This window comes from Haloglomus irregulare (genome assembly GCF_007421925.1).
Taxonomy (GTDB): domain Archaea; phylum Halobacteriota; class Halobacteria; order Halobacteriales; family Haloarculaceae; genus Haloglomus; species Haloglomus irregulare.
Window position 1 is genome coordinate 514,894 of sequence record NZ_QMDX01000001.1, and the last position, 18,824, is coordinate 533,717.

Genomic DNA, 18,824 nt, shown 5'->3' on the forward strand with positions numbered 1-18,824 from the left:
CGTGGCGCCGCACGTCCCCGCCGGCCTCGCACGTCAGCCCCGGGCCGCCGGCACCGGGACGGCCGGTGGGTTCGGCGTCCGTCGGAACGGGCGTCGGCGGGGCTGTGGGAGGGCATAGCTATCCGGGCGACGGCCGACTGGAAAGACCTCCCTGGTGGGTCCGGTCAGTCCCCCCCTCCGCGTCCATCGCCGCGCTCCCCACCGCCCACGCCGGAGAACCAGCCGTCGCGGTGGCCCTCGCGGACCAGGACCAGCCCCGAGACGACGCCGACGAGCCCGGCGAGGACCTCGCCGAGCCCGACCCAGGACGGGAAGACGAAGCCGAGCCATGAGTCGACGGTTGCGACGGTGTTCCCGTTCGACGAGCGGCTCTCCAGCTCCCCGCCGGCCGGCACGTCGTCGGGTTCCTCGGCGAGTGGGTCCTGCGACGGGCCCAGGCGGTCGGCGTCGTAGACGATGCCGCGGTCGGCGGCCATCGAGTGCGACCAGACGACGCTGCCGTTGGGGCCGACCTCGAGGACGCGGAAGTTCCGCGAGTCGACGACCAGCGTGTTGCCGTTGGGCAGGCGGTCGGCATCGCGCGGCCAGGCGAGCTTCTGCCCGGAGCCCGTCCCGTCGTACTGCCAGACGATCTCCTCGGTCTCGGCATCGATCTCGACGACGCGGTCGTTCTCGGAGTCGGCGACGAGGAGGTTCCCGTGTCGCTCCAGCCGGTTGGGGTTGTGCTGCTCCTCCATCACCTCGTGGCGGGTTGGCGCGCCGACGGCGTCGACGATCTCGCCGGTCTCCCGGTCGACCTCGATGGTGGTGTCGAAGTTACGGATCGACATCTGGAAGTTCCCGTTCTCCAGGCGGTCGACGTCGTTCATATGGGTCCAGTCGCTCTCCGGGCCGCTCCGGCGGAACTCCGCGCGCTCGTCCTCGGGCAGTGGGGCGACGTACTCCTCCCAGAACGGCGTTCCCTCGGTCAGATGCTCGGTCGCGTTCCACTGCCAGGTCACCTCCCCCGACTGGTCGACGGTGAAGGTCCGGTCGTTGCCCATGTCGATGATGGCGGTCTCGCCGGTGTCGAGCCGGTCGGCGTCGTGGACCTCGTGGTGGGTCGGGTAGGCGTCGTACCAGGAGTGCTCCCAGACGACCTCGTTGGTGTCGGGGGTCACCTCCACGACGCGGTTGTAGATGCAGCCGTTCTGGCCGGCCGGACGCTCACCGCTGTAGTACTCGTCGGGACAGCGGACGTTCTCGGCGAGCGGGGTCTGCCCGAGGCTGACGAGGACGTTGCCGTTGTCGAGCGCCTCGGCGTCGAACACGTAGGCGTGTGGTGGGTCGTACGTCCAGGTTCGGGTGCCGTTCCGGGCGACGGTGAACACCTGGCCGTTGTCCTCGTCGAACCAGCCGTACGCCTGGACGGTGATGAGCGTCTCGCCCGGGTAGGCACCCTCGCCGCCGTCGGGGGACTCGGGAGCCGCGGGGGGCGCGGTGGCGGCCTGCCCGACGAGCAGGGCCACCGACAGCAGGAGGACGACCGCTGGGACCAGCAGACGGCGGTTCATACGCCGGGGTACGCGTCGGGGCGGATATGGATGACGGTCACCGGTGGCCCCGCGGCCCGGCCGTCACTCCATCGCGACGTACGTGCGGGTGTCCTCGACGCCGTCGATGCCCTGGACCGAGTCCGCGGAGACCGCCTTCACGTCGGCCGGCGAGTCGACCGAGAGCGTCGCGATGAGGTCCACGTCGCCCGCGACGACCGCGGCGTCGACGACCCCGTCGATGGCCTCGACCTCGCGGAGCAGCCGGTCGGCCTCGCTGGTGTGCGCCTTCACCATGACGTAGGCGCGGACCATCCTCACTCACCTCCGGCGGCCGCGGCGGCGACCTCCGGCGCGTCGCCCCCGACGATGAGCTGGCGGACGTCGCCGAGCACGTCGAAGCCGGCGATGACGACCACCCGGTCGCCCTCCTCGAGGGACTGGTCGGCGTTCGGGAGCTCCATCGGCTCGCCGGCCTTGCCGAAGGCGAGCAGGCGGGAGTTGGCCGGCATCTCCAGTTCCGAGAGCGTGTACCCCCGCATCGGCGACTCGGGGGTGACCGTCAGCTCGACGAGCTGCACCTCCTGGGCGACGTCCGCGATGGCGTGACTGTTGCCGCCGAGCAGGGCGTTCTTCGCGACCACGGCGCCCAGCCGCTCCGGGTAGATCACCTCGTCCACGTCGCTGGCGTACTTCCGGATGACGTACTCCCGGTAGTCGTCGTCCGCCCGGAGGACGGTCCGGACGTCGTACTCGTCGGCGATCATGCAGGCGGTGAAGTTGACGACGAGGTCGCTGGTGAGCGCCGCGAGCCCGTCGATCTCGTCGAGGTCGAGCTCCAGGAGGACCTCCTCCCGTGAGCCCTCGCCCTCGACGACGGCGAACCCCTCCTCGCGGAGGCGCTCGACCTTCGACCGGTCCGCGTCGACGATGACCACGTCGTGGCCCTCCTCGCGGAGCACGCGCCCGGTCCGCATCCCGACGCGTCCGGCTCCGACGATGACGAATCGCATGCTCGTCCGTTTGCCGGCCGGTGGCAAGTAGCTTTCTCCGAGCGGCGACCGGGCGACGGCGCCGTCAGGCCGCCCGGCGGACGCCGAGCAGCAGTAGCACGGCCCCGGCCATACACCCCGTCGGCAGCAGCCAGGCGGTCGTGTAGCCCGCCGTGTCGGCCAGGTAGCCGAACGCCGGCGGCGCGGACATCCCGCCGACGTTGATGACCGTCTGCCCGGCCGCCGTGGCGGTGCCGATGTCGTCGTCAGCCACCAGGCCCGCGAGACAGGAGTAGAACACACCGGTCGAGCCGAGCACGGAGACGCCGATACCGAGGAGGACGGCGGTCGCGACGAGCGGTGAGTCCACGCCCGTCGCGAGCACGCCGAACAGCGCCAGCGCGACCGCGGCCTGGCCCAGCGCGACCGTCGCGGCGCCGCGGGCCCCGCCGAGCCGGTCGGCCAGGTCGCCCGCCAGCACGCGGCCGACGCTGCCGGTCACCTGCGTCGCGCCGAGGACGAGACCGCCGAGCGCGACGGTCGCGCCGACGCCCTCGTCGACGTAGAGGACGACGTAGCCGAGCGCCGCGAAGATGGCGGCGCCGATGAAGAAGCCCGCCGCGACCAGCAACCGGTACGCGCGGCCCCCGCCCAGTGCCCGGCGGTCCGGGAGCGCGAGGCCGCCGCTCCCGGGTCGCCCGTCGTACGAGAGCGCGAACCCGGCGGCCGCGAGGACGGCGAGCGCCGCGAGCGCGCGGAACCCGTCGCCCCACGCGAACAGCGCGGTGGCCGCGACGCCGGCGAAGACGACCGACGCCACCCCGCTCCCGGCGGTGACGCCGACCTGTTTGAGCCCCATCGCCAGGTTCGCCCGCCCGGACGGCGCGCTCGCCCCGATGGCCCGGTTGGTGGCCGGCATCGCCGTTGAGTAGGCCGCGCCCAGCAGGGCGGCGCCGGCGAGGAGGGCGCCGTACGTCGGGGCGACGCTCGCGACGACCGCGGCGACCGCCAGCCCCGCGAGGCCGGCCAGCATCACCCGGCGCTCCCCGAGGCCGTCGACGAGGGCGCCGCTGGGGAACAGTGACAGCGTGTAGCCGAGCAGCCCGATCGTGAGGACGAGCCCGACGGTGGCCCCGGTCAGGTCGAACGCAGGCTTCAACAGCCCGGTCGCGGCGAAGAGACTGTAGTAACAGGCGCTCGCGGCGGTCTGCCAGCCGGCGACCGCCGCAACGGGACCCCAGCCACGGGTCGTCCCCGCGTCGGTCGCGTCGGGCGCGGCCGTCTCGGTGCCGTCGGCGGTGTCCGTCGCCACGTTCGAACTCGGGGCAAGCGCCGGGAAGGGCTGTCGATTGCGGGCGCTCCCGGCCCGCCGCGTCAGTCGTCCGCCGAGAGCGGCGTGTCGTCAGGCGTCGTCGGGGCGGGGCTCTCGCCGTCGTCGAACGGGTACCAGGACTGCTTGGCGTCGTGGAGCGCCGGGTCGACGTAGTCCGTCTCCTCGGGCTCGACAAGCTCCGTGACGGCCTCCGTCCCGGTGGCGTCGACCCACTCGCGGAACGACTGGCCGGGCTCGCGGTGGGCCGCGAACGCGCCCAGCAGGTTGGCGAGCGCCCCGGGCACCTCGTCGGCGGGGACCCGCTGGCGGATCCAGTCGACGAACGCGGGGTCCTCGCCCATCCCGCCGCCGACGCCGATGTCGAGCGCCTCGACCATCTCCCCGTCCTTGCGGCCGCGCATCCCGAGCAGGCCGATGTCGGCGGTGTTGGCGTGGCCGCAGTCAGCCGTGCAGCCCGAGAAGTGCATCTTCACCGTGTCCACGTCCTCTGGCAGCTCGACGTTCGCATCGAGCCAGCGGATCATCCGTGCCTGCCGGGCCTTCGTCTCGGCCAGCGCGAGCGAGCAGAACTCCGTCCCCGTGCAGGCCATCCCGCCGCGCTCGAAGACGCTCGGCTCCGGCGAGTACGTCTCCAGCAGCGGCTCCTCGAGGAACTGCGCGAGGTCCGCCTCGGGGACGTCCATCACCAGCGGGTTCTGCCGGCGGGTCAGCCGCACCTCGCCGGAGCCGTACGCCTCGGCGAGGTCCGCCAGGGCGCGGGCGTCGTCCGCGGGCATGCGCCCGACCGGCACGTTCAGCCCGACGAAGTAGCGCCCGTCGTGCTGCTCGTGGACGCCGACGTAGTCGACGGGACCCTCCGGCGTGTCCGCGCCGTCGCCGTGACCCGCGTTGTAGGTGTAGGACTCGCGGCAGTCCTCGCCCGCCCGCGCCAGCTCCCAGTCGACGTACTCGGCCTGGAGCTGCTCGCGGATGGCCTCCGTCCCGCGCTCGTCCACGAAGAACCGCGCCCGGTTCTTGTTGCGGTTCGTCCGGTTCCCCTCGTCGTGGTAGAGCTCGACGAACCCCCGCACGAGCTCGACGGCGCGCTCGGGCGGGACCCAGACGTCCAGCGGCCGCGCGACGCGGGGCTCGTGGCCGCCCAACCCGCCGCCGACGCGGACGTTGAACCCCAGCGTCGCCTCCCCGTCGACCGCCTTCGTCGCCGGCTCCAGCCCGATGTCGTTGATAGCGTCCTGCGCGGAGCCGTCTGGGATGCCCGAGATGCTGATGTTGAACTTGCGGGGCATGTTCGCCAGCGCGTCGTCGTCGCGGATGGTCGCCTGGACCTCCTCGAGGATGGGCGCCGTGTCGATGACCTCGCGGGCGTCCGTCCCGGCGGTGGGGTTGCCCGTGATGTTCCGCATCGTGTCCCCGCCGGAGGAGCGCGTCGAGAGGTCCACCCCCTCCAGGCGCTCCCAGATCTCCGGGACGTCCTCGAGCTTGATCCAGTGGAGCTGGACGGACTGGCGGGTGGTGAAGTCGAGCCAGCTCTCCCCGAACTCGGGGTTCTCGACCGGGCCGGCGGCGTACTCGTCGGCCACCTCGGCGAGCGCGCTGAACTGCCCCGGTTCGAGGATCCCGTCGGTGCCGGTCAGCCGCAGCATGAAGTAGCTCTCCTGGCCGGTCCGCTGGTGGAAGACCCCCCAGAACTTGAACCGGGAGAACCACTTCTCGCGCTCGTCCTCAGGGATGGAGTCCCAGCCCCGCTCGGCGAACTCCAGCAGCTTCTCACGGACCTCGTCGCCGTAGCAGCCCTCCTTCCAGTCCTCCTTCTTGTGTGTCATCGCGAGTCACCCCCGTCGGTCCGCCTCGCTCCCCCACGTGGCTCGGACGACGCCTCCTCGCCCCCATCGGGCACCGGGACCGCGTTGGGCTCGCTGTCGGACGCCGAGTCATCGTCCGAGTCGGTTGCCGCACCGTTCGTCCTGCGTGCCGCGAGTTCGTCGGTTATCTCCATCGTAACTGTAGAATCCGCGTTCCTATCGGTCTGTTCAGCCTGTTCGTCGGGGAAGTCGCCCCGCGTGTCGATATCCCGGACGGCGCCGGGGGCGACGGGGACCGGGACCGGGTCGACCCGCGTGAGAACGTCCCGGAGCGCCCGCGACCCTGTCGCCAGCGTCCGTTCGGCCGCCTCCCGCGCGACGGTCGCCCGGTAGACGGCGGGGAGGGGCTGCCGGCGCCCGTCGACCAGCGCGACGGCGCCGTCGGAGCCCGGGTCGGCGCCCGACCCGCCACTCGCGCCCTCGTCGGTGGCGCGGTCGAAGAGGGTCGCGACCGTGGCGGTCCGGAGGAACGGCTGGTCGCAGCCCGCGACCGCGACGCGTCGGCCCCGTGCCACTCGGAGCCCGGTCAGCAGGCCGGCGACCGGCCCCTCGTCGGGGACGGGGTCGACGGCGAACCGGACGGGCAGCCGGTCGTCGAGGCCCGCGAGCGCGTCGGCGAGCGCGGCGCGCTGGTCGGCGCGGCAGTTGACCACCAGCTCGTCGATGGTGGGTGCGAGCGCGGCCGCGACGTGACAGACCAGTGGCGCGCCGGCCAGGTCCGCGAGCGCCTTGTCCGACTCGCCGAAGCGGGTCGACCGGCCGCCGGCCAGCAGCAGTCCCGTCCGCGTCGGACGGCCCGGCACGTCGCTCACTCGGCCACCTCCGCGGGCGGCTCGGCGCCGTCGGCGTCGCCGACGCGGTCCTCGTCGGGCTCGGCGACCGCCGCGGCGTCGCCGTCCCGGGGCTCGACCCGGACGGCGCACTGCTTGAGGTTCGGCTCCGCCGAGCGGGGGTCACGCTCCGGCGTCGTCAGGCGGTTCGTGGCCGGGTGGTGGATGGAGAGCCAGACCAGGTCCTCCGGCACCGCCTCGTCGGGGTGGAGGGTGACCTCGACCGCCCCGCGGCGGGAGACCAGCCGCACCTCGCGGTCGCCCTCGGGCGCGACCGCGGCCATCGTCCCCGGTGCGACCCGGGCGACCGGGGCCACCGGCTCGCCGGGCCCCGACCCGTCGCGGGTCCGGACGCCGGTGTTGTAGGCGTCGGCCTCCCGCCCCGTGGTCAGGACGAGCGGGTACTCGCCGTCGGTCGGCTCGGCCTCGTGCGTCTCGACGGCCGTCGAGAACCGCGCCCGGCCCGTCGGCGTCGGGAACGACCAGTCCGGGTGCGGGGCGTCGGGGTGGGCGGGGTCGTCGGCCGGCTCCCCGGGCGTCGCGTCGCCGCTCGCCCCGGCGTCCGCGGCCTCGTAGTAGCGGTAGCCTCCGCTGTCGCGAGGGTCGGGCGCGGGCCACCGGACCGCCCCCTCGGCATCCAGCCGGGCGTAGGAGAGCCCGGAGCAGTCCGCGTCCGTGTCGGCGGTGAGGTCACAGAACTCCCGGAAGACGGCCTCCGGGTCGAGCGGCGGCTCGCCGAGCAGCCCGGGACAGAGCCGCGCCCCCACCTCCGCGATGATGTCGAGGTCCTGCCTGACGCCCGACGGCGTGTCCGTGGCGGCCCGGACGCGGGAGACCGTCCGCTCCATGTTCATGACGGTCCCCTCGGATTCGCCCCACGTCGCCGCGGGGAGGACCACGTCGGCGTGCTCGACGGTCTCGGAGTGGAACGCGTCCTGGACGACGAGGAACGCCTCGTCCAGCTGGTCGGCGACGGCTCCGGCGTTCGGGACGCCGGCGACCGGGTTCGTGGCGACCGTCCAGACGACATCGACCTCGTCCGCGACCGCCTCGAGCGTCCCGACCGGACCGGGACCGGTGTCGTCGGGGAGGCGGCTCGCGGGGACGTTCCAGTCGTCGGCGATAACGGCTCGCTCGGCCGGGTCCTGGAAGTCCCGGTGGCCGGGCCAGCTGCCCTTCGAGGAGCAGACACGTGTCCCCATCGAGTTGGCCTGGCCGGTCAGCGAGAACGGCCCCGTACCGGGACCGAGGTTGCCCGTCGCGAGACAGCAGTCGATGAGCGCGCTCGAGGTGGCGGTCCCGTCGACGGACTGGTTGACGCCCATCCCCCAGTAGACCAGCGCCCGGGCGTCGAAGGCGTCGGCGAGCGCGTCGACGTCGGCCATCGGGACGCCGGCCTCGGCGGCCGCGGTCGCCGCCTCGGGGAGCTTCGCGCACAGGTCGTCGAAGCCGGTCGTGGCGCGGTCGACGAACGACCGGTCCACGTCGCCGCGGTCGACGATCCGCGCGAGGACGGCCCGCGCCAGCGCCAGGTCGCCGCCGGGGTCGACGGCGACGTGGCGGTCGGCGAGGTCAGCCGTCTCCGTCGCCACCGGGTCGACGACGAGGAGTTCGCCGTCCGCGGCGGACTCGCGGATCCAGCGGAACATCACGGGATGCGCGACAACTGGGTTGGCCCCCCAGACGACGTGGCGCTCGGCGCCGGGGATGTCGTCGTACGTACAGGGCGGCGCGTCGCTGCCGAAGGCGTCGTAGTAGGCCGTGACCGCGCTGGCCATGCAGAGCGTGGTGTTGGCGTCGTAGTACCGGGTCCCGATGCCGCCGCGGGCGAGCTTGCCGAGGGCGTAGGCGGCCTCGTTGGTCTGCTGGCCGCTCCCCAGGACGGCGACGGAGTCGGGGGTCCGGGCCATCGCCCGTCGCATCGCGCCGACCGCCTCGTCGAGCGCGTTCGCCCACGTCGTCGGGAGCAGTTCGCCGTCGCGTCGGACCAGCGGGCGGGTCAGCCACTCCCCGTCGGGGTCGGCCGACTCCCGGGTGCCGCGCTGGCAGGCCAGCCCCTCGCTGACGGGGTGGGTCGGGTCGCCACGCGCCGTGTCGATGCCGTACCCGTCGTCGACGGCGCGCTGACGGTGGCCACACCCGACCGCGCACCGCATACAGGTCGTCGAGACCCACTCGCTCATCCGGTCACCCCCGGCGGTAGACGGGCGAGGATGCGATGCTCGTCGAGTCGTTCGCTGAGTCCCTTTGCGAACATCACGTATTCACGTCTAAAATAGATGGAGCAGGCATACATACCCGTTATCGTTTACGAACATGTACAAATCGCTCCGATAAGATGTGGACTGCGGAGTCCTTGGACGGATATAATGAATCGGGTATCCTCACACGTCCAGAACCGGACCGGCAGCCGCGACCGAACTGGATGGATGCCCATCAGCGGGCGAGAGGCGGGGAGGCCGGACGCCCGACGGCACCGGCGGTCGGGCGGCGTGTGCGCGCCCCAGCACGCGGGGTGCCGGGATGGCGACGCCGTCACGGGCGGTGGGAGGTCGCGGAGAGCGGGCCGACCGTCAGTCCGATGCGTCGTGTGCGTGGCGCTCGAGTTGCGCCAGCGAGAGCTCGTCGAGGACGGACTCGTTCGTGGCCGCCAGGACGACCGGGGGCGCCTGGCCGGCCTCGGCGGCCTCCAGCCAGCGCGGCACACAGACACACCAGCGGTCACCCGGCGAGAGCCCCGGGAAGTTCATCGACGGCCGCGGCGTGATGAGGTCGTTCCCCTGGGCACGGCTGTACTCCAGGAACGCCTCGGTCATCACCGCACAGACCTCGTGTCGGCCGGGGTCGCGCGGCAGGGCGTGGCAGTCCCCGTCCCGCAGCGCGCCCGTCATCGGGTCCGTACTGCAGGGCTGTAGCGGCTCGCCGTGGACGTTGCGCTCGTCGTCCGGAGGCTCGGGAGGCACGTGCGGGGGTGGGGCCGGCAGCGCAATCAAACCCCCGGGCTGTGCCGTCGTGGCGCCTGCCGTGGCCGGAACCGTGAGGCGTGTGGCGCCCCTCCCCTCGACCGTGACGGACGGCGACGGCTACCAGCCTCCCTGGCTGGAGACGCTCGGATCCATCGTAGTCGTCTACGGCACGGGCACACTGCTGTACGTCCTACTGACCACCCTGTTCTGATCTGGGGCCCACCGGCCGACTACACTGGGACCCGCACACACGGGACAACCTCTTTGTCGACCGCCCGCCCGGACGACTCATGACGAACGTCTTCCTGACCGGGTTCCCGGGCTTCCTGGGCTCGGCGCTGGTTGAGCGGTTGCTGGAGCGCCACGACGAGGGGACCGTCACCTGTCTGGTCCAGCCGAAGTACCGGAGCAAGGCCGAACAGCGGGTCGACGGGATCGACGCGGCGGTCGACGCCGACGCGACCCAGCGGGTCGCGTTCGCCGAGGGCGACATCACGGACCGCCACCTCGCCGTGGACGACTACGACGGGCTGGCGGACGGAACCGACCAGGTGTACCACCTCGCGGCCATCTACGACCTGACGGTCGACCGCGCGCCGGCGAAGGCGGTCAACATCGACGGCACCCGGCACATGGTCGAGTTCGCCGCTGCCGCCGACGCCGACCGCCTCCACTACGTCTCCACCGTCGTCGTCGCGGGCGACTACGAGGGCCGGTTCACGGAGGAGATGCTCCAGGAGGGTCAGTCGTTCCACAACTACTACGAGTCGACCAAGCACATGGCGGAGGTCGCGGTCCGCGAGCGGATGGACGAGGTCCCGACCACCATCTACCGGCCTGGCGTCGCGGTCGGCGACAGCGAGACCGGGGAGACCCAGAAGTACGACGGCATGTACGCCTTCGTCGAGGGGCTCGTCGACCAGGGCGACAACGCCGTCATCCCCGCGCCCCGGGGGGCCAGCGAGGGCGAGTTCAACGTCGTCCCCCGCGACTACATCGTCGACGCCATCGGCTACCTCTCGGGCATCGAGGAGAGCGAGGGGAGGACCTACCACCTCGCCGACCCCGACCCGCTCACGACGACCGAACTCGTGAGGGCGCTCGGCGAGGCCGCCGACAAGGACCGGACCGTCATCGTCCCCTACCCGAAGGGCATCCTGAAGGGGCTGCTCGAGTCGCTCAAGCCCGAGTCCGAGCTACTGCGGAGCGGCGGCCTGGAGTACCAGACCTGGCCGGCCAGCTTCGACTGCTCGAACGCCGTCGAGGACCTGGCGGGCTCGGGCATCGAGTGCCCGGGGGTCGCGGACTACGCGGGGACGCTGGTCGAGTTCTACCGCGAGCACCCGGACATCGGGACCGAGGGGATGAACTGAGGCCGGGGTCACGCCCGGATGGGGCCGGACGGTCGATGGCGCCGGTCCGCCACAGACGGCGCCCTCGCGGACGATACGGACCGGACCGGCTCGCTCGCGCCGTTCGCACGGCATAAGTGGCCCGACACCGAGGCGGTGGTATGCAGGTCGGGTCGCGGACGCTCATCATGAACCCCGTCAGCGGGACCGGCGACCACGCCGAGTTGGTCCAACAGCTGGCCCGCGGGAAGGGGTTCGCCGTCTGGGAGACCGAGGGCGCGGGCGACGGGCGGGCGCTGGGACGGCGGGCCGGCGAGGAGGGCGTGAGCGAGATCGCCGTCTGCGGTGGCGACGGCACCATCAACGAGGTGCTCCGCGGGCTGAACGCGGCCGACCATCTGGGCGAGGTGACGCTGAACGTCATCCCGGGGGGGACGGCCAACCTCCTGGCGGGGACGCTCGGCATCCGCGACATCCGTCACGGCTTCGACCTGACTGACAAGGGGGAGATCCGGGCGCTGGACGTGGGGATGGCCGACGGGGAGCCGTTCGTGGTCTCCTGTATCGCGGGCTTCCCGGCCGACGCCAGTACGGCCGCGTCGGGCGAACTGAAGGATCGGCTCGGCACGCTCGCGTTCGTCGTCACGGGCATCAAGGAGGCCGTCGAGTTCGAGGGGCTGGAGCTCCGGCTGGACTTCCACGGCGGTGGGCGGAGCGATAGCTGGGCGGGCTCGGCGGTGACGGTGCTCGTCGGGAACGCCCGTCGCTTCATCGAACAGGGCGGGCAGGCGGACATGGAGGACGGCCTGTTCGACGTGGCCGTCGTCGAGGACGTGCCGGCGGGCAGCCTGGCCGTCGAGGCCGCCATCCACCGGCTGCTCGGTGAGGGGACCGACTCCGTTCATCACTTCCAGTCCGCGCAGGTGACCGTCACCAGTGACGAGTCGGTCACGTTCTCGCGCGACGGCGAGATCGCCGAGCACGGCCGGGTGACGATGTACACCCGACCGCGGGCGCTGGATGTCCGTGTCGGACCGGAGTACGAGCCACAGCCGAACTGAGCCGGCGGGCGGTCGTCAGTCGGCGGTGGAGGGGTCCGCGGCGGGGCGGGCATGGCGGTCGTGGACGGGCAGCGTGACGGTCAGCACGCCCGTGTCGGCGTCGTAGGCCGCGCGGATGTCGTCCGGGCGGACCACTGGCGGGAACTGGAACGACGCCTCGTAGGAGCGGTCCGCGCCGGTCGCGGCGACGGACAGGTAGCCGCCGCCCCAACTGACGTCGAAGGCGTCGGCCTCGTAGCCGGGCAGGTCGAGTTCCAGGACGTAGGCCCCCGGGTCGACCCGGACTCGGGCGTTCTCGTCCTCGGTGAGGCCGGCGCGCAGCAGCCGGGCCGGGAGCGAGAGCGCCCGTAACAGCGCCCCGGCATGGGACCGGTCGGTCATGCCCATACCAAGCCGTGCGACCGGTGTAAGGGTTCCGGACGAAGCGGATACGTGCGCGATATCTCGCCATGTAGCGGATGTTATCCGTGTATGTTCGATATCCATCGAGAAACGCCGGAACAACCACGGAACCATCGGCAACACGCGCCGCGGGGCGGGACGAGCGGGCGAGCGGGTCCGGGTCACGGTCGGGCGACGGGACGGTCGCAACCGGGCGTCCCTCGGCATCGTCCGGCGGCTGGAGCGGGCCGCCGGGTCGTCGCACTGGCCCCCAGGTGCCTGACCCCGACGCTTATAACATGGGGGGTACACATCCGCCAACGAGAGGCATGGCCAAGGACACGGTCCGCTACCCCGACAGCGTCGTCGCGGAGATCGAACGGGTGGTCGACGAGCACGAGCTGGAGTCGAAGTCGGAGTTCCACCGGTTCGCAGCGGAGTTCGTCCTGAGCCTCATGGAGGAGGAGTACGAGACGGAGTCGTTCCAGTTCGGGGAGTTGGCCGACGAACTGGGGCTGGACCCCGCCGGGTCACGGCCCCGCGCGCTCTCGGACGGCGCGGTCCCGTTCATGGACGCGTTCGTCACCGTCCGCAAGCACGGCCTCCGGGGGGAGTACGAGACCGCCGAGTCCTACATCGACGACCATTTCGACGGGATGGACCAGGCGAGCCTCCTGCTGGAGGAGGTCCTCGGCCGGTACCGCGACCCGGGCGACCCGGAGGAGTAGCCGGGGGACCGCCCTCAGGCCGCGTTCGAGAACCCGGCCGGGTCGACGCTGGTGGCCCGCCCCGGTAGGTCCGCGACACAGATCCGGCAGAACCGGTAGTTCGGCTCGTTACGGGCCCCACACTGCGAGCAGACGATGGCCCCCTCTTCGCTCCCCGACGGCCCGGTGTCGACCCGGCGGTCGGCGGTCACGTCCGCGGCGTCGGCGGCCGTGTCCGTATCGCCGGCTCGCTCCACCGACCGGGACCGGCGGAGGTAGACGTACGCCAGCGTCCCGAGATGCAACAGCAGGACGGCCCCCAGCAGGCCGTAGACCTGCGGGTCGTACATGGCACGTCACAGTACGCGCTACGGGATAATAAACCGTGCGAACGCACCGCACGACCCGACCGCTCGTCGGGCTCGACCGGTCGAACGCGCCGGAATCCGCCGTCGGGCGGCGCCGCCGGGGGCGCCCGGGAAGGGGCCCCAAACTATTCCCGGGAGCCACTGGGCCGGGGGCGCACCTGAGTCGGGACGTGCGGTGTCGACTCCGTGCCGGGCGGTCGAACTGCCGGCGGCGAGCGCCGACCGGGGGTGTTCTCCGGGGAGTCGTCCGTCGGCCCGGCCACGGCCGCGCCCTGCGCCGGCGCCATGCTCGTCGGCGAGGGGCTCACCCAGCGGGAGGTCGGCGATGTCGCCGGCATCTCCGAGGTCACCATCCGCGACCGGTACACGGAGTTGCTCGAGGTCGCCGGGGTCATGACGGACGGCGAGCTGGCCGGCGTCGGCTCGGGCTAACCCGCCGGTTCAGGTGGTGAACCCGCCGGTCCCGTCGTGCTCCTCGAGCACCCACTCCAGCTCCTCGATGGCCCGGAGGATGGCGACCTCCGCCTCGTCCTCCATCGCCGAGGACGGCGGGTCGTGGCTGTCGTACTCGGCCTCCAGTTCGGCGATCCGCTCGCGGATTGCCGTCTCGTCGCGCATACCGGCCCCTCCGGCGGGCGCGGCTTGACGGTATCGGTGGGGCGAGCGCTCAGAGCCAGTCGGAGAAGCAGTCGGTGCCCTCGCTCAACTCGATATACTCGAGCTGCATCGCGCGGACGGCCTCGTGGAAGGACTCGCCGTGCTCGAGGCCGGCCCGGACCCGGTGTTTCTTCCAGGTACTCGGGGCGATGCCGCCGAGTCGGCGCTGCTCCAGCGGCGCCAGCCAGCGGTCGGCCTCGGGCGCCGCGAAGCCGAACTCCCGGAGACCGCGCCGCGCGACCGAGAGCAACTCGCCGAGCGCGCGGTCGGGGTCGTCCGTCCGCTCGCCGTCGGCGGTCACCCAGGCGAGGTCGGCGCCCGGGCCCTCGGCGGCGGCGTCGTAGAACGACTCGCGGGCGGCCTCCCACGGGAGGTCGAGCAGCGGGTGGTCGGTCGCGTCCAGCCCCCGGAGGGCGCCGGCGACGAGCGCCTGGCAGGAGACGCAGTCGCGGACGGTGGGCTGGGTGGGGATGGGTCGGAACTCGATGCGGACCGAGCGGTCGTCGTTGCCGTCGGCGGGACCGCTCCCGTTCGTCGGGTGGTCACCGCCGAAGACGGGCCGGACCCAGCGCCAGAAGGTGCCGTGCTTGTGGGCGAATTCGGGGAACCGATTGCGGTAGGGCGCGTCCTCGGACACGTCCTCGGGGTCGGTGCAGAACGGCGCGAAGGTCGCGTCCTCGGCGACCGCGGCGACGGCGCCCTCGACAGCCGTCACGTCCTCGGGGACCCGGACCTTCCGGACCCCGGGCGGGTTGATGCTGTCCTCGTAGACGGGGACGCGGAGTTCGTGGGGGCCTGCGAGGACGGTCTCGGGGTCGACGTCGGCCGGGTAGAGGTCCGCCGGAAGGAACGGGCTGTTGGCCGTCAGCGCCACGGTCGGCCCGAGGATGCGGGTGGCGTAGCGGAGGTAGCGGTCGAGGGCGGCGGCGGCGGGAACCTGCAGGTGCGGTTGGATGGAGGTGGCGAGTGACTCCACGAGGATGGACGGGAACCGGCGGTCGACCCCCGGGAGGTCCAGGGGGATGCCGTCGTCCATCCGGCGACGGGTGTCCGCGTCGAGGGCGTGGTAGCGGGCCTTGCCCGTCATGTTGGCGGCCAGCCAGACGCCGTCGCGCTCCTCGCCGGCGGAGAGGTAGTCCGCGCTCCCCGCCGCCGGCGGCACCGTCCACATCGAGTCCAGCACCGGGCGGACCCGGTCGCCGGAGCCGTGCTCGGCGATGGCCTCGCGGGCGGCGGCGGCGGCGTCCCGCAGGCGCCGGGCCTGCCGTTCCAGTCCGGCGGGCGTGAGCACGTCGGGGGACGTGTTGAGCTCCAGGTTGTGCAGGCCGAGTTCGGGGGCGAAGCCGCCGGCCTCGGCGGCGCCGTTCGGCACCGTGTGGAGCCGTCCGTGCGTGTCGACCGTGTACGCCTCGACCTCCATACCGACGGCGAAGTCGGCGTTGTCGAGGGCGCCCGCGGCGGCGTCGGCGGCGATCCGCTCGGCCTGTGTAGCGACCCGCTCGTCGAACCGGTCGTAGGTCGCCTCCGCCAGCGACCGCCGGATGGCCGCCAGCAGCGGCTCCCCCTGCTCGACGTCGTCCACCGCCCCGTCACGGGCCTCGCCGTCGTCCATGTCCGAGCCCACGACCCCCGGGCCTAAAGCACCGTTCCCTGTGACCCGGCGGGTCGGACGGTCGCCCGCTTCCGCGGGGGTTATGTCACCGACACCCCGACCGGGCGGGTGTGCAGCAGGGTGTCGAGGCCGTGGTGACGGCGGTCTGCGAGCGGGTCCTGGAGGCGACCCCGGCGGCCGTGACGGCGCCGGCGACGGGCAACTCGAAGCGGACGGCGCTGGTGGGCCTGCGCGACGGCCGCGAGGTGGTCGTCCAGTACCGTGCCCGCGAGCGGCCGCTGGACGCCGAGGTGGCCGTCACGCGGGCGGTCGCCGGGCGGACGGACCTGCCGGCCGCGCCGGTGCTCGCCGCCGGGACGCTGACCGACCCCCCGGTGTCGTACTTCGTCACGCGGCGGGTCCCCGGCGACGACCTCCACGAGCGGTTCGCCGGCCTCCCGGCCGCCGACCGCGAACGCCTGGCCCGGACGCTGGGCCGGCATCTCGCGGCCGTTCACGAGGCGTTCGCGTTCGACGCCCCCGGGCGGGTGGCGGCCCGCGGCGACGACCTCGTCGTCCCCGGGCCGCGCCCGGCGGAGGCGTTCTACCGGGAGTACCTCGACCGGGCGCTGGCGGACTGGCCCGGGAGCCTGCGGGACCTCGAACCCCGCGTCGAGGCCGTGCTCGCCGACCGTCTCGGTGGTCTGCCCGCCGACGACATCCGACTGTTCCCGTGGGACTACCGCCCGGGCAACGTCATCGTCCGGGACGCCGAGGGCGGGCCGGAGGTGGCTGCCGTCCTCGACTGGGGGGAGCCGCTGGCGGCTCCAGCGGGGCTCTCGGCGGCCAAGGCCGAGTTCACGCTCGCGGACTGGTACGTCCGGGTGGACGCGGACGTGCGGGCACTCCGTGAGGCGTACCGCGCGGGCTACCGCGAGGTCCGCCCGTTCCCCGAGGCCGGGTTCGGCGCCTTCCGGCTGCTCGGCATCGCCGACTCGGCCGCCGACTCCAGGGGCGAGGTGACCCGGCCGCGCTACCCGGTCGTCGACGCGGAGGCGGCCGTCGCGTTCCACCGGGACCGCATCGAGGCGGCGCTCGACCGGCTGGACTGACCGGACGGTGCCCCACCGACCGGTGGGTTTGAAACGGGACGGCCGCCAGAAACAGGGTATGTCAGGGTCGGAACTCGCTCAGCGGGTGCGCGAGACGCTGGACGCGGACCGGGAAGCCTTCGACGCCCGCGTCGAGTCCGAGGTCGAGGACCTCAAGCGGGAGGTGGAGAAAGGGACCTTCGACAACTCGCAGGCCATCGTCGGTCTGGAGTACGAGTTCTACGCGGTCGACGCCGGGACGGACGCGCTCAAGCGGGTCCCCCGGCGCCTGCTGGAGTATATCGGCTTCGAGAAGGAGCTCGGGCTGCACAACGCCGAGATGCAGACCTCGCCACAGCCCTGCTCGGCGTACGGGCTGCGCGCGACCGAGCGGGAGGTGCAGGCGAAACTGGAGGCCGCCCAGGACGCCTGCGAGCCGGACGGGATGATACTGGTCAGCGACGGGATGTGGACGGTGCCGCCGGTCGGCGAGACGGCCTCCTCCTACCTGGCCGACAGCATCGAGGAGGACGGGGTGGTGCTGGCGACGAACATGAGCGACGCCGTCCGCTATCACGCGATGGCCAACACCGGCTTCAAGTCGAACATGTCGCTGGACGCCCGGCACGTCCACCTGGACGCGCGGACGGTGATGCCGGAGAGCCTCATCACCTCCATCCAGCCCCACTACCAGATGAGCCAGGCCGCGGACCTGCCCGAGCGGTTCCGCTACGCGCTGCGGGTCGCGGGCCCGCTCGTGGCGCTGGCGGTCAACTCGCCGTTCTTCCCGCCGGACCTCTACACCACGGACGACGCCGAGCGCGTGCTGAACGAGTGCGCGATGGAGAACCGTATCACCGTCTTCGAGTCCGTCCTCAACCCGGACGAGGACCCGAAGGTGACCTTCCCGGAGGACGTACACGACATCGAGGGGGTCATCGACCGCATCGCGGCCGACCGGACGGTCGTGCCGACCCTGCAGGAGGACGCCGGCCGGTTCGACGACCGGTTCGCCCACTTCCGTCACAAGCACGGCACCTTCTGGCGCTGGGTGCGGCCCGTGCTGGACGGGCCCTCCAGGCCGGACGCCAACGCCCGCATCGAGTTCCGGCCGCTCCCCGCCCAGCCGACCGTCCGGGACTCGATGGCGTTCCTCGCGGTCTTCGCCGGGCTGATGGAGGCGCTCCCCCGGCGCGAGCACCCGCTCCGGTCGCTCCCGTGGCAGGACGCCCGGGACAACTTCTACGCCGCCGTCGAGGACGGGCTGCAGGCGGACATGACCTGGGTGACGATGGAGAGCGCGGAGACGGCCGACCTGGACACCCTGTACACGGAGCTGTTCGACGCGGCCCGGGACGGCCTGGAACTCCGGGGGCTCGACGACGCCGAGGTGGACCGCTACGTCCGGCCGCTGGAGCGCCGCTGGGAGGCGGGGATGACGCCGGCCCGGTGGAAGCACCGCGAGGTCCGCCGGCGCGTCACCCACGGGGTCCCGCTGGGCCAGGCCATCTGGGGGATGCAGGCCGAGTATATCGACCGCCAGCGCGGCAACCTCATCGAGGGCTGCTTCACGGAGTGGCTCGACTGAGGCCGCGCGGCCAGCCGGGGCCAGGTCAGCCCGTGACGCTCTCGCTGGTCGACGCCCCCAGGTATCCGGGCGCAGCAGGACGGCACAGCGGCTGTTCCCGCCGCTGCAGGCGACCGGGCGGCCGTCCGGCGTGAACAGCGCCCGACTCCCAGCCGGACCGCCGGGCGTCCGCACCGTGACGCGGTAGGCGATCTGGCCCGCGCAGCGGGGCTCGCCCGCCGGCTCCTGTGTCCGGAACTCCACACGGGTGGTGGCGAGCGCCGACCGGGCGGGGGAGGTCCGGACGGCCGACACCGAGAGCTCCGTCCGTGGCGAGTCGGTCTCGATGGTCCCGGCGACCTCGACGATCCCGTCCGGGCCGTCGCGGGTCCGGGAGAACGCCTGCAGGTCGCCCCGGCAGCCGCGGTCGGTCACCTCGATGGCGGTCACGGTCGGCTCCTCGTTGGTCGGAGGGGTGTGAACGGGCCGACGGCGGCCGCGGCGGCCACCGCGACGCCAGCCAGTGCCCCACCG

General features: G+C 72.8%; 20 protein-coding genes. 8 read left to right on the forward strand and 12 right to left on the reverse strand.

Features of this window, described 5'->3' with window-relative positions:
* Window positions 1-164: 164 nt before the first annotated feature.
* From DP107_RS02695 to DP107_RS02730, 8 genes are all read right to left on the reverse strand, one after another.
* Entirely contained in the window at window positions 165-1,553 is a 1,389-nt protein-coding gene (locus tag DP107_RS02695; RefSeq protein ID WP_144260581.1) for an aryl-sulfate sulfotransferase, read from the reverse strand.
* 63 nt (window positions 1,554-1,616) lie between these two features.
* On the reverse strand, window positions 1,617-1,847 hold the full coding sequence (locus tag DP107_RS02700) for an Lrp/AsnC family transcriptional regulator (RefSeq protein ID WP_144260582.1): 231 nt from the start codon (window positions 1,845-1,847) through the stop codon (window positions 1,617-1,619).
* A gap of 2 nt (window positions 1,848-1,849) precedes the next feature.
* The gene (locus tag DP107_RS02705) at window positions 1,850-2,545 is read right to left on the reverse strand and encodes a potassium channel family protein (protein ID WP_144260583.1); all 696 of its coding nucleotides are present in this window, start codon (window positions 2,543-2,545) and stop codon (window positions 1,850-1,852) included.
* A 64-nt stretch (window positions 2,546-2,609) separates the two neighbouring features.
* Complete coding sequence (locus DP107_RS02710) at window positions 2,610-3,836, reverse strand: MFS transporter (protein ID WP_144260584.1); 1,227 nt, start codon at window positions 3,834-3,836, stop codon at window positions 2,610-2,612.
* A gap of 62 nt (window positions 3,837-3,898) precedes the next feature.
* The gene (locus tag DP107_RS02715) at window positions 3,899-5,680 is read right to left on the reverse strand and encodes a nitrite/sulfite reductase (RefSeq protein ID WP_144260585.1); all 1,782 of its coding nucleotides are present in this window, start codon (window positions 5,678-5,680) and stop codon (window positions 3,899-3,901) included.
* The gene (locus tag DP107_RS02720) at window positions 5,677-6,531 is read right to left on the reverse strand and encodes a molybdenum cofactor guanylyltransferase (protein ID WP_144260586.1); all 855 of its coding nucleotides are present in this window, start codon (window positions 6,529-6,531) and stop codon (window positions 5,677-5,679) included. Before DP107_RS02720 ends, DP107_RS02715 begins: the two co-directional genes overlap by 4 nt.
* The gene (gene nasA / locus DP107_RS02725) at window positions 6,528-8,732 is read right to left on the reverse strand and encodes an assimilatory nitrate reductase NasA (RefSeq protein WP_144260587.1); all 2,205 of its coding nucleotides are present in this window, start codon (window positions 8,730-8,732) and stop codon (window positions 6,528-6,530) included. Before nasA ends, DP107_RS02720 begins: the two co-directional genes overlap by 4 nt.
* A gap of 390 nt (window positions 8,733-9,122) precedes the next feature.
* Window positions 9,123-9,512 (reverse strand): DUF2237 family protein, encoded by a 390-nt coding sequence (locus tag DP107_RS02730; protein WP_272949813.1) that lies wholly within the window; start codon window positions 9,510-9,512, stop codon window positions 9,123-9,125.
* 82 nt (window positions 9,513-9,594) lie between these two features.
* Between DP107_RS02730 and DP107_RS21045 the strand changes: the two genes are divergently transcribed.
* From DP107_RS21045 to DP107_RS02740, 3 genes are all read left to right on the forward strand, one after another.
* Window positions 9,595-9,726, forward strand: a complete 132-nt coding sequence (locus DP107_RS21045; RefSeq protein ID WP_272949814.1) for a hypothetical protein — start codon at window positions 9,595-9,597, stop codon at window positions 9,724-9,726.
* Window positions 9,727-9,805: 79 nt separating this feature from the next.
* A complete protein-coding gene (locus DP107_RS02735) occupies window positions 9,806-10,888 on the forward strand; it encodes an SDR family oxidoreductase (RefSeq protein WP_144260588.1) in 1,083 nt (360 codons plus the stop codon).
* Between the two features lie 140 nt (window positions 10,889-11,028).
* Entirely contained in the window at window positions 11,029-11,928 is a 900-nt protein-coding gene (locus DP107_RS02740; RefSeq protein WP_144260589.1) for a diacylglycerol/lipid kinase family protein, read from the forward strand.
* A gap of 15 nt (window positions 11,929-11,943) precedes the next feature.
* On the opposite strand, the gene DP107_RS02745 is transcribed toward DP107_RS02740, so the two are convergent.
* Window positions 11,944-12,309 carry an Hsp20/alpha crystallin family protein gene (locus DP107_RS02745; protein ID WP_144260590.1) on the reverse strand — a complete coding sequence of 122 codons (366 nt, stop codon included), beginning with the start codon at window positions 12,307-12,309 and terminating at the stop codon, window positions 11,944-11,946.
* Window positions 12,310-12,638: 329 nt separating this feature from the next.
* On the opposite strand from DP107_RS02745, the gene DP107_RS02750 reads away from it, so the two are divergent.
* A complete protein-coding gene (locus DP107_RS02750) occupies window positions 12,639-13,037 on the forward strand; it encodes a CopG family transcriptional regulator (protein ID WP_144260591.1) in 399 nt (132 codons plus the stop codon).
* 14 nt (window positions 13,038-13,051) lie between these two features.
* On the opposite strand, the gene DP107_RS02755 is transcribed toward DP107_RS02750, so the two are convergent.
* The gene (locus DP107_RS02755) at window positions 13,052-13,366 is read right to left on the reverse strand and encodes a DUF7577 domain-containing protein (protein WP_144260592.1); all 315 of its coding nucleotides are present in this window, start codon (window positions 13,364-13,366) and stop codon (window positions 13,052-13,054) included.
* Window positions 13,367-13,570: 204 nt separating this feature from the next.
* Between DP107_RS02755 and DP107_RS02760 the strand changes: the two genes are divergently transcribed.
* Window positions 13,571-13,816, forward strand: coding sequence for a hypothetical protein (locus tag DP107_RS02760; RefSeq protein ID WP_144260593.1), 246 nt, complete (start codon window positions 13,571-13,573; stop codon window positions 13,814-13,816).
* A 9-nt stretch (window positions 13,817-13,825) separates the two neighbouring features.
* Here DP107_RS02760 and DP107_RS19750 read toward each other — a convergent pair whose 3' ends face one another.
* Window positions 13,826-14,002: a hypothetical protein gene (locus tag DP107_RS19750; protein WP_185977138.1), complete on the reverse strand. Its 177-nt coding sequence runs from the start codon at window positions 14,000-14,002 to the stop codon at window positions 13,826-13,828.
* A 49-nt stretch (window positions 14,003-14,051) separates the two neighbouring features.
* Window positions 14,052-15,653: a hypothetical protein gene (locus DP107_RS02765; protein ID WP_202877311.1), complete on the reverse strand. Its 1,602-nt coding sequence runs from the start codon at window positions 15,651-15,653 to the stop codon at window positions 14,052-14,054.
* Window positions 15,654-15,763: 110 nt separating this feature from the next.
* Between DP107_RS02765 and DP107_RS02770 the strand changes: the two genes are divergently transcribed.
* The 3 genes from DP107_RS02770 to DP107_RS02780 all read left to right on the forward strand — a co-directional run bounded on the left by DP107_RS02770 (window position 15,764) and on the right by DP107_RS02780 (window position 18,771).
* Window positions 15,764-16,744 carry a phosphotransferase family protein gene (locus tag DP107_RS02770; protein ID WP_144260594.1) on the forward strand — a complete coding sequence of 327 codons (981 nt, stop codon included), beginning with the start codon at window positions 15,764-15,766 and terminating at the stop codon, window positions 16,742-16,744.
* Between the two features lie 58 nt (window positions 16,745-16,802).
* Window positions 16,803-18,311, forward strand: coding sequence for a hypothetical protein (locus DP107_RS02775; RefSeq protein ID WP_144260595.1), 1,509 nt, complete (start codon window positions 16,803-16,805; stop codon window positions 18,309-18,311).
* Between the two features lie 250 nt (window positions 18,312-18,561).
* A complete protein-coding gene (locus tag DP107_RS02780; RefSeq protein WP_144260596.1) occupies window positions 18,562-18,771 on the forward strand; it encodes a hypothetical protein in 210 nt (69 codons plus the stop codon).
* Window positions 18,772-18,824 lie beyond the last annotated feature (53 nt).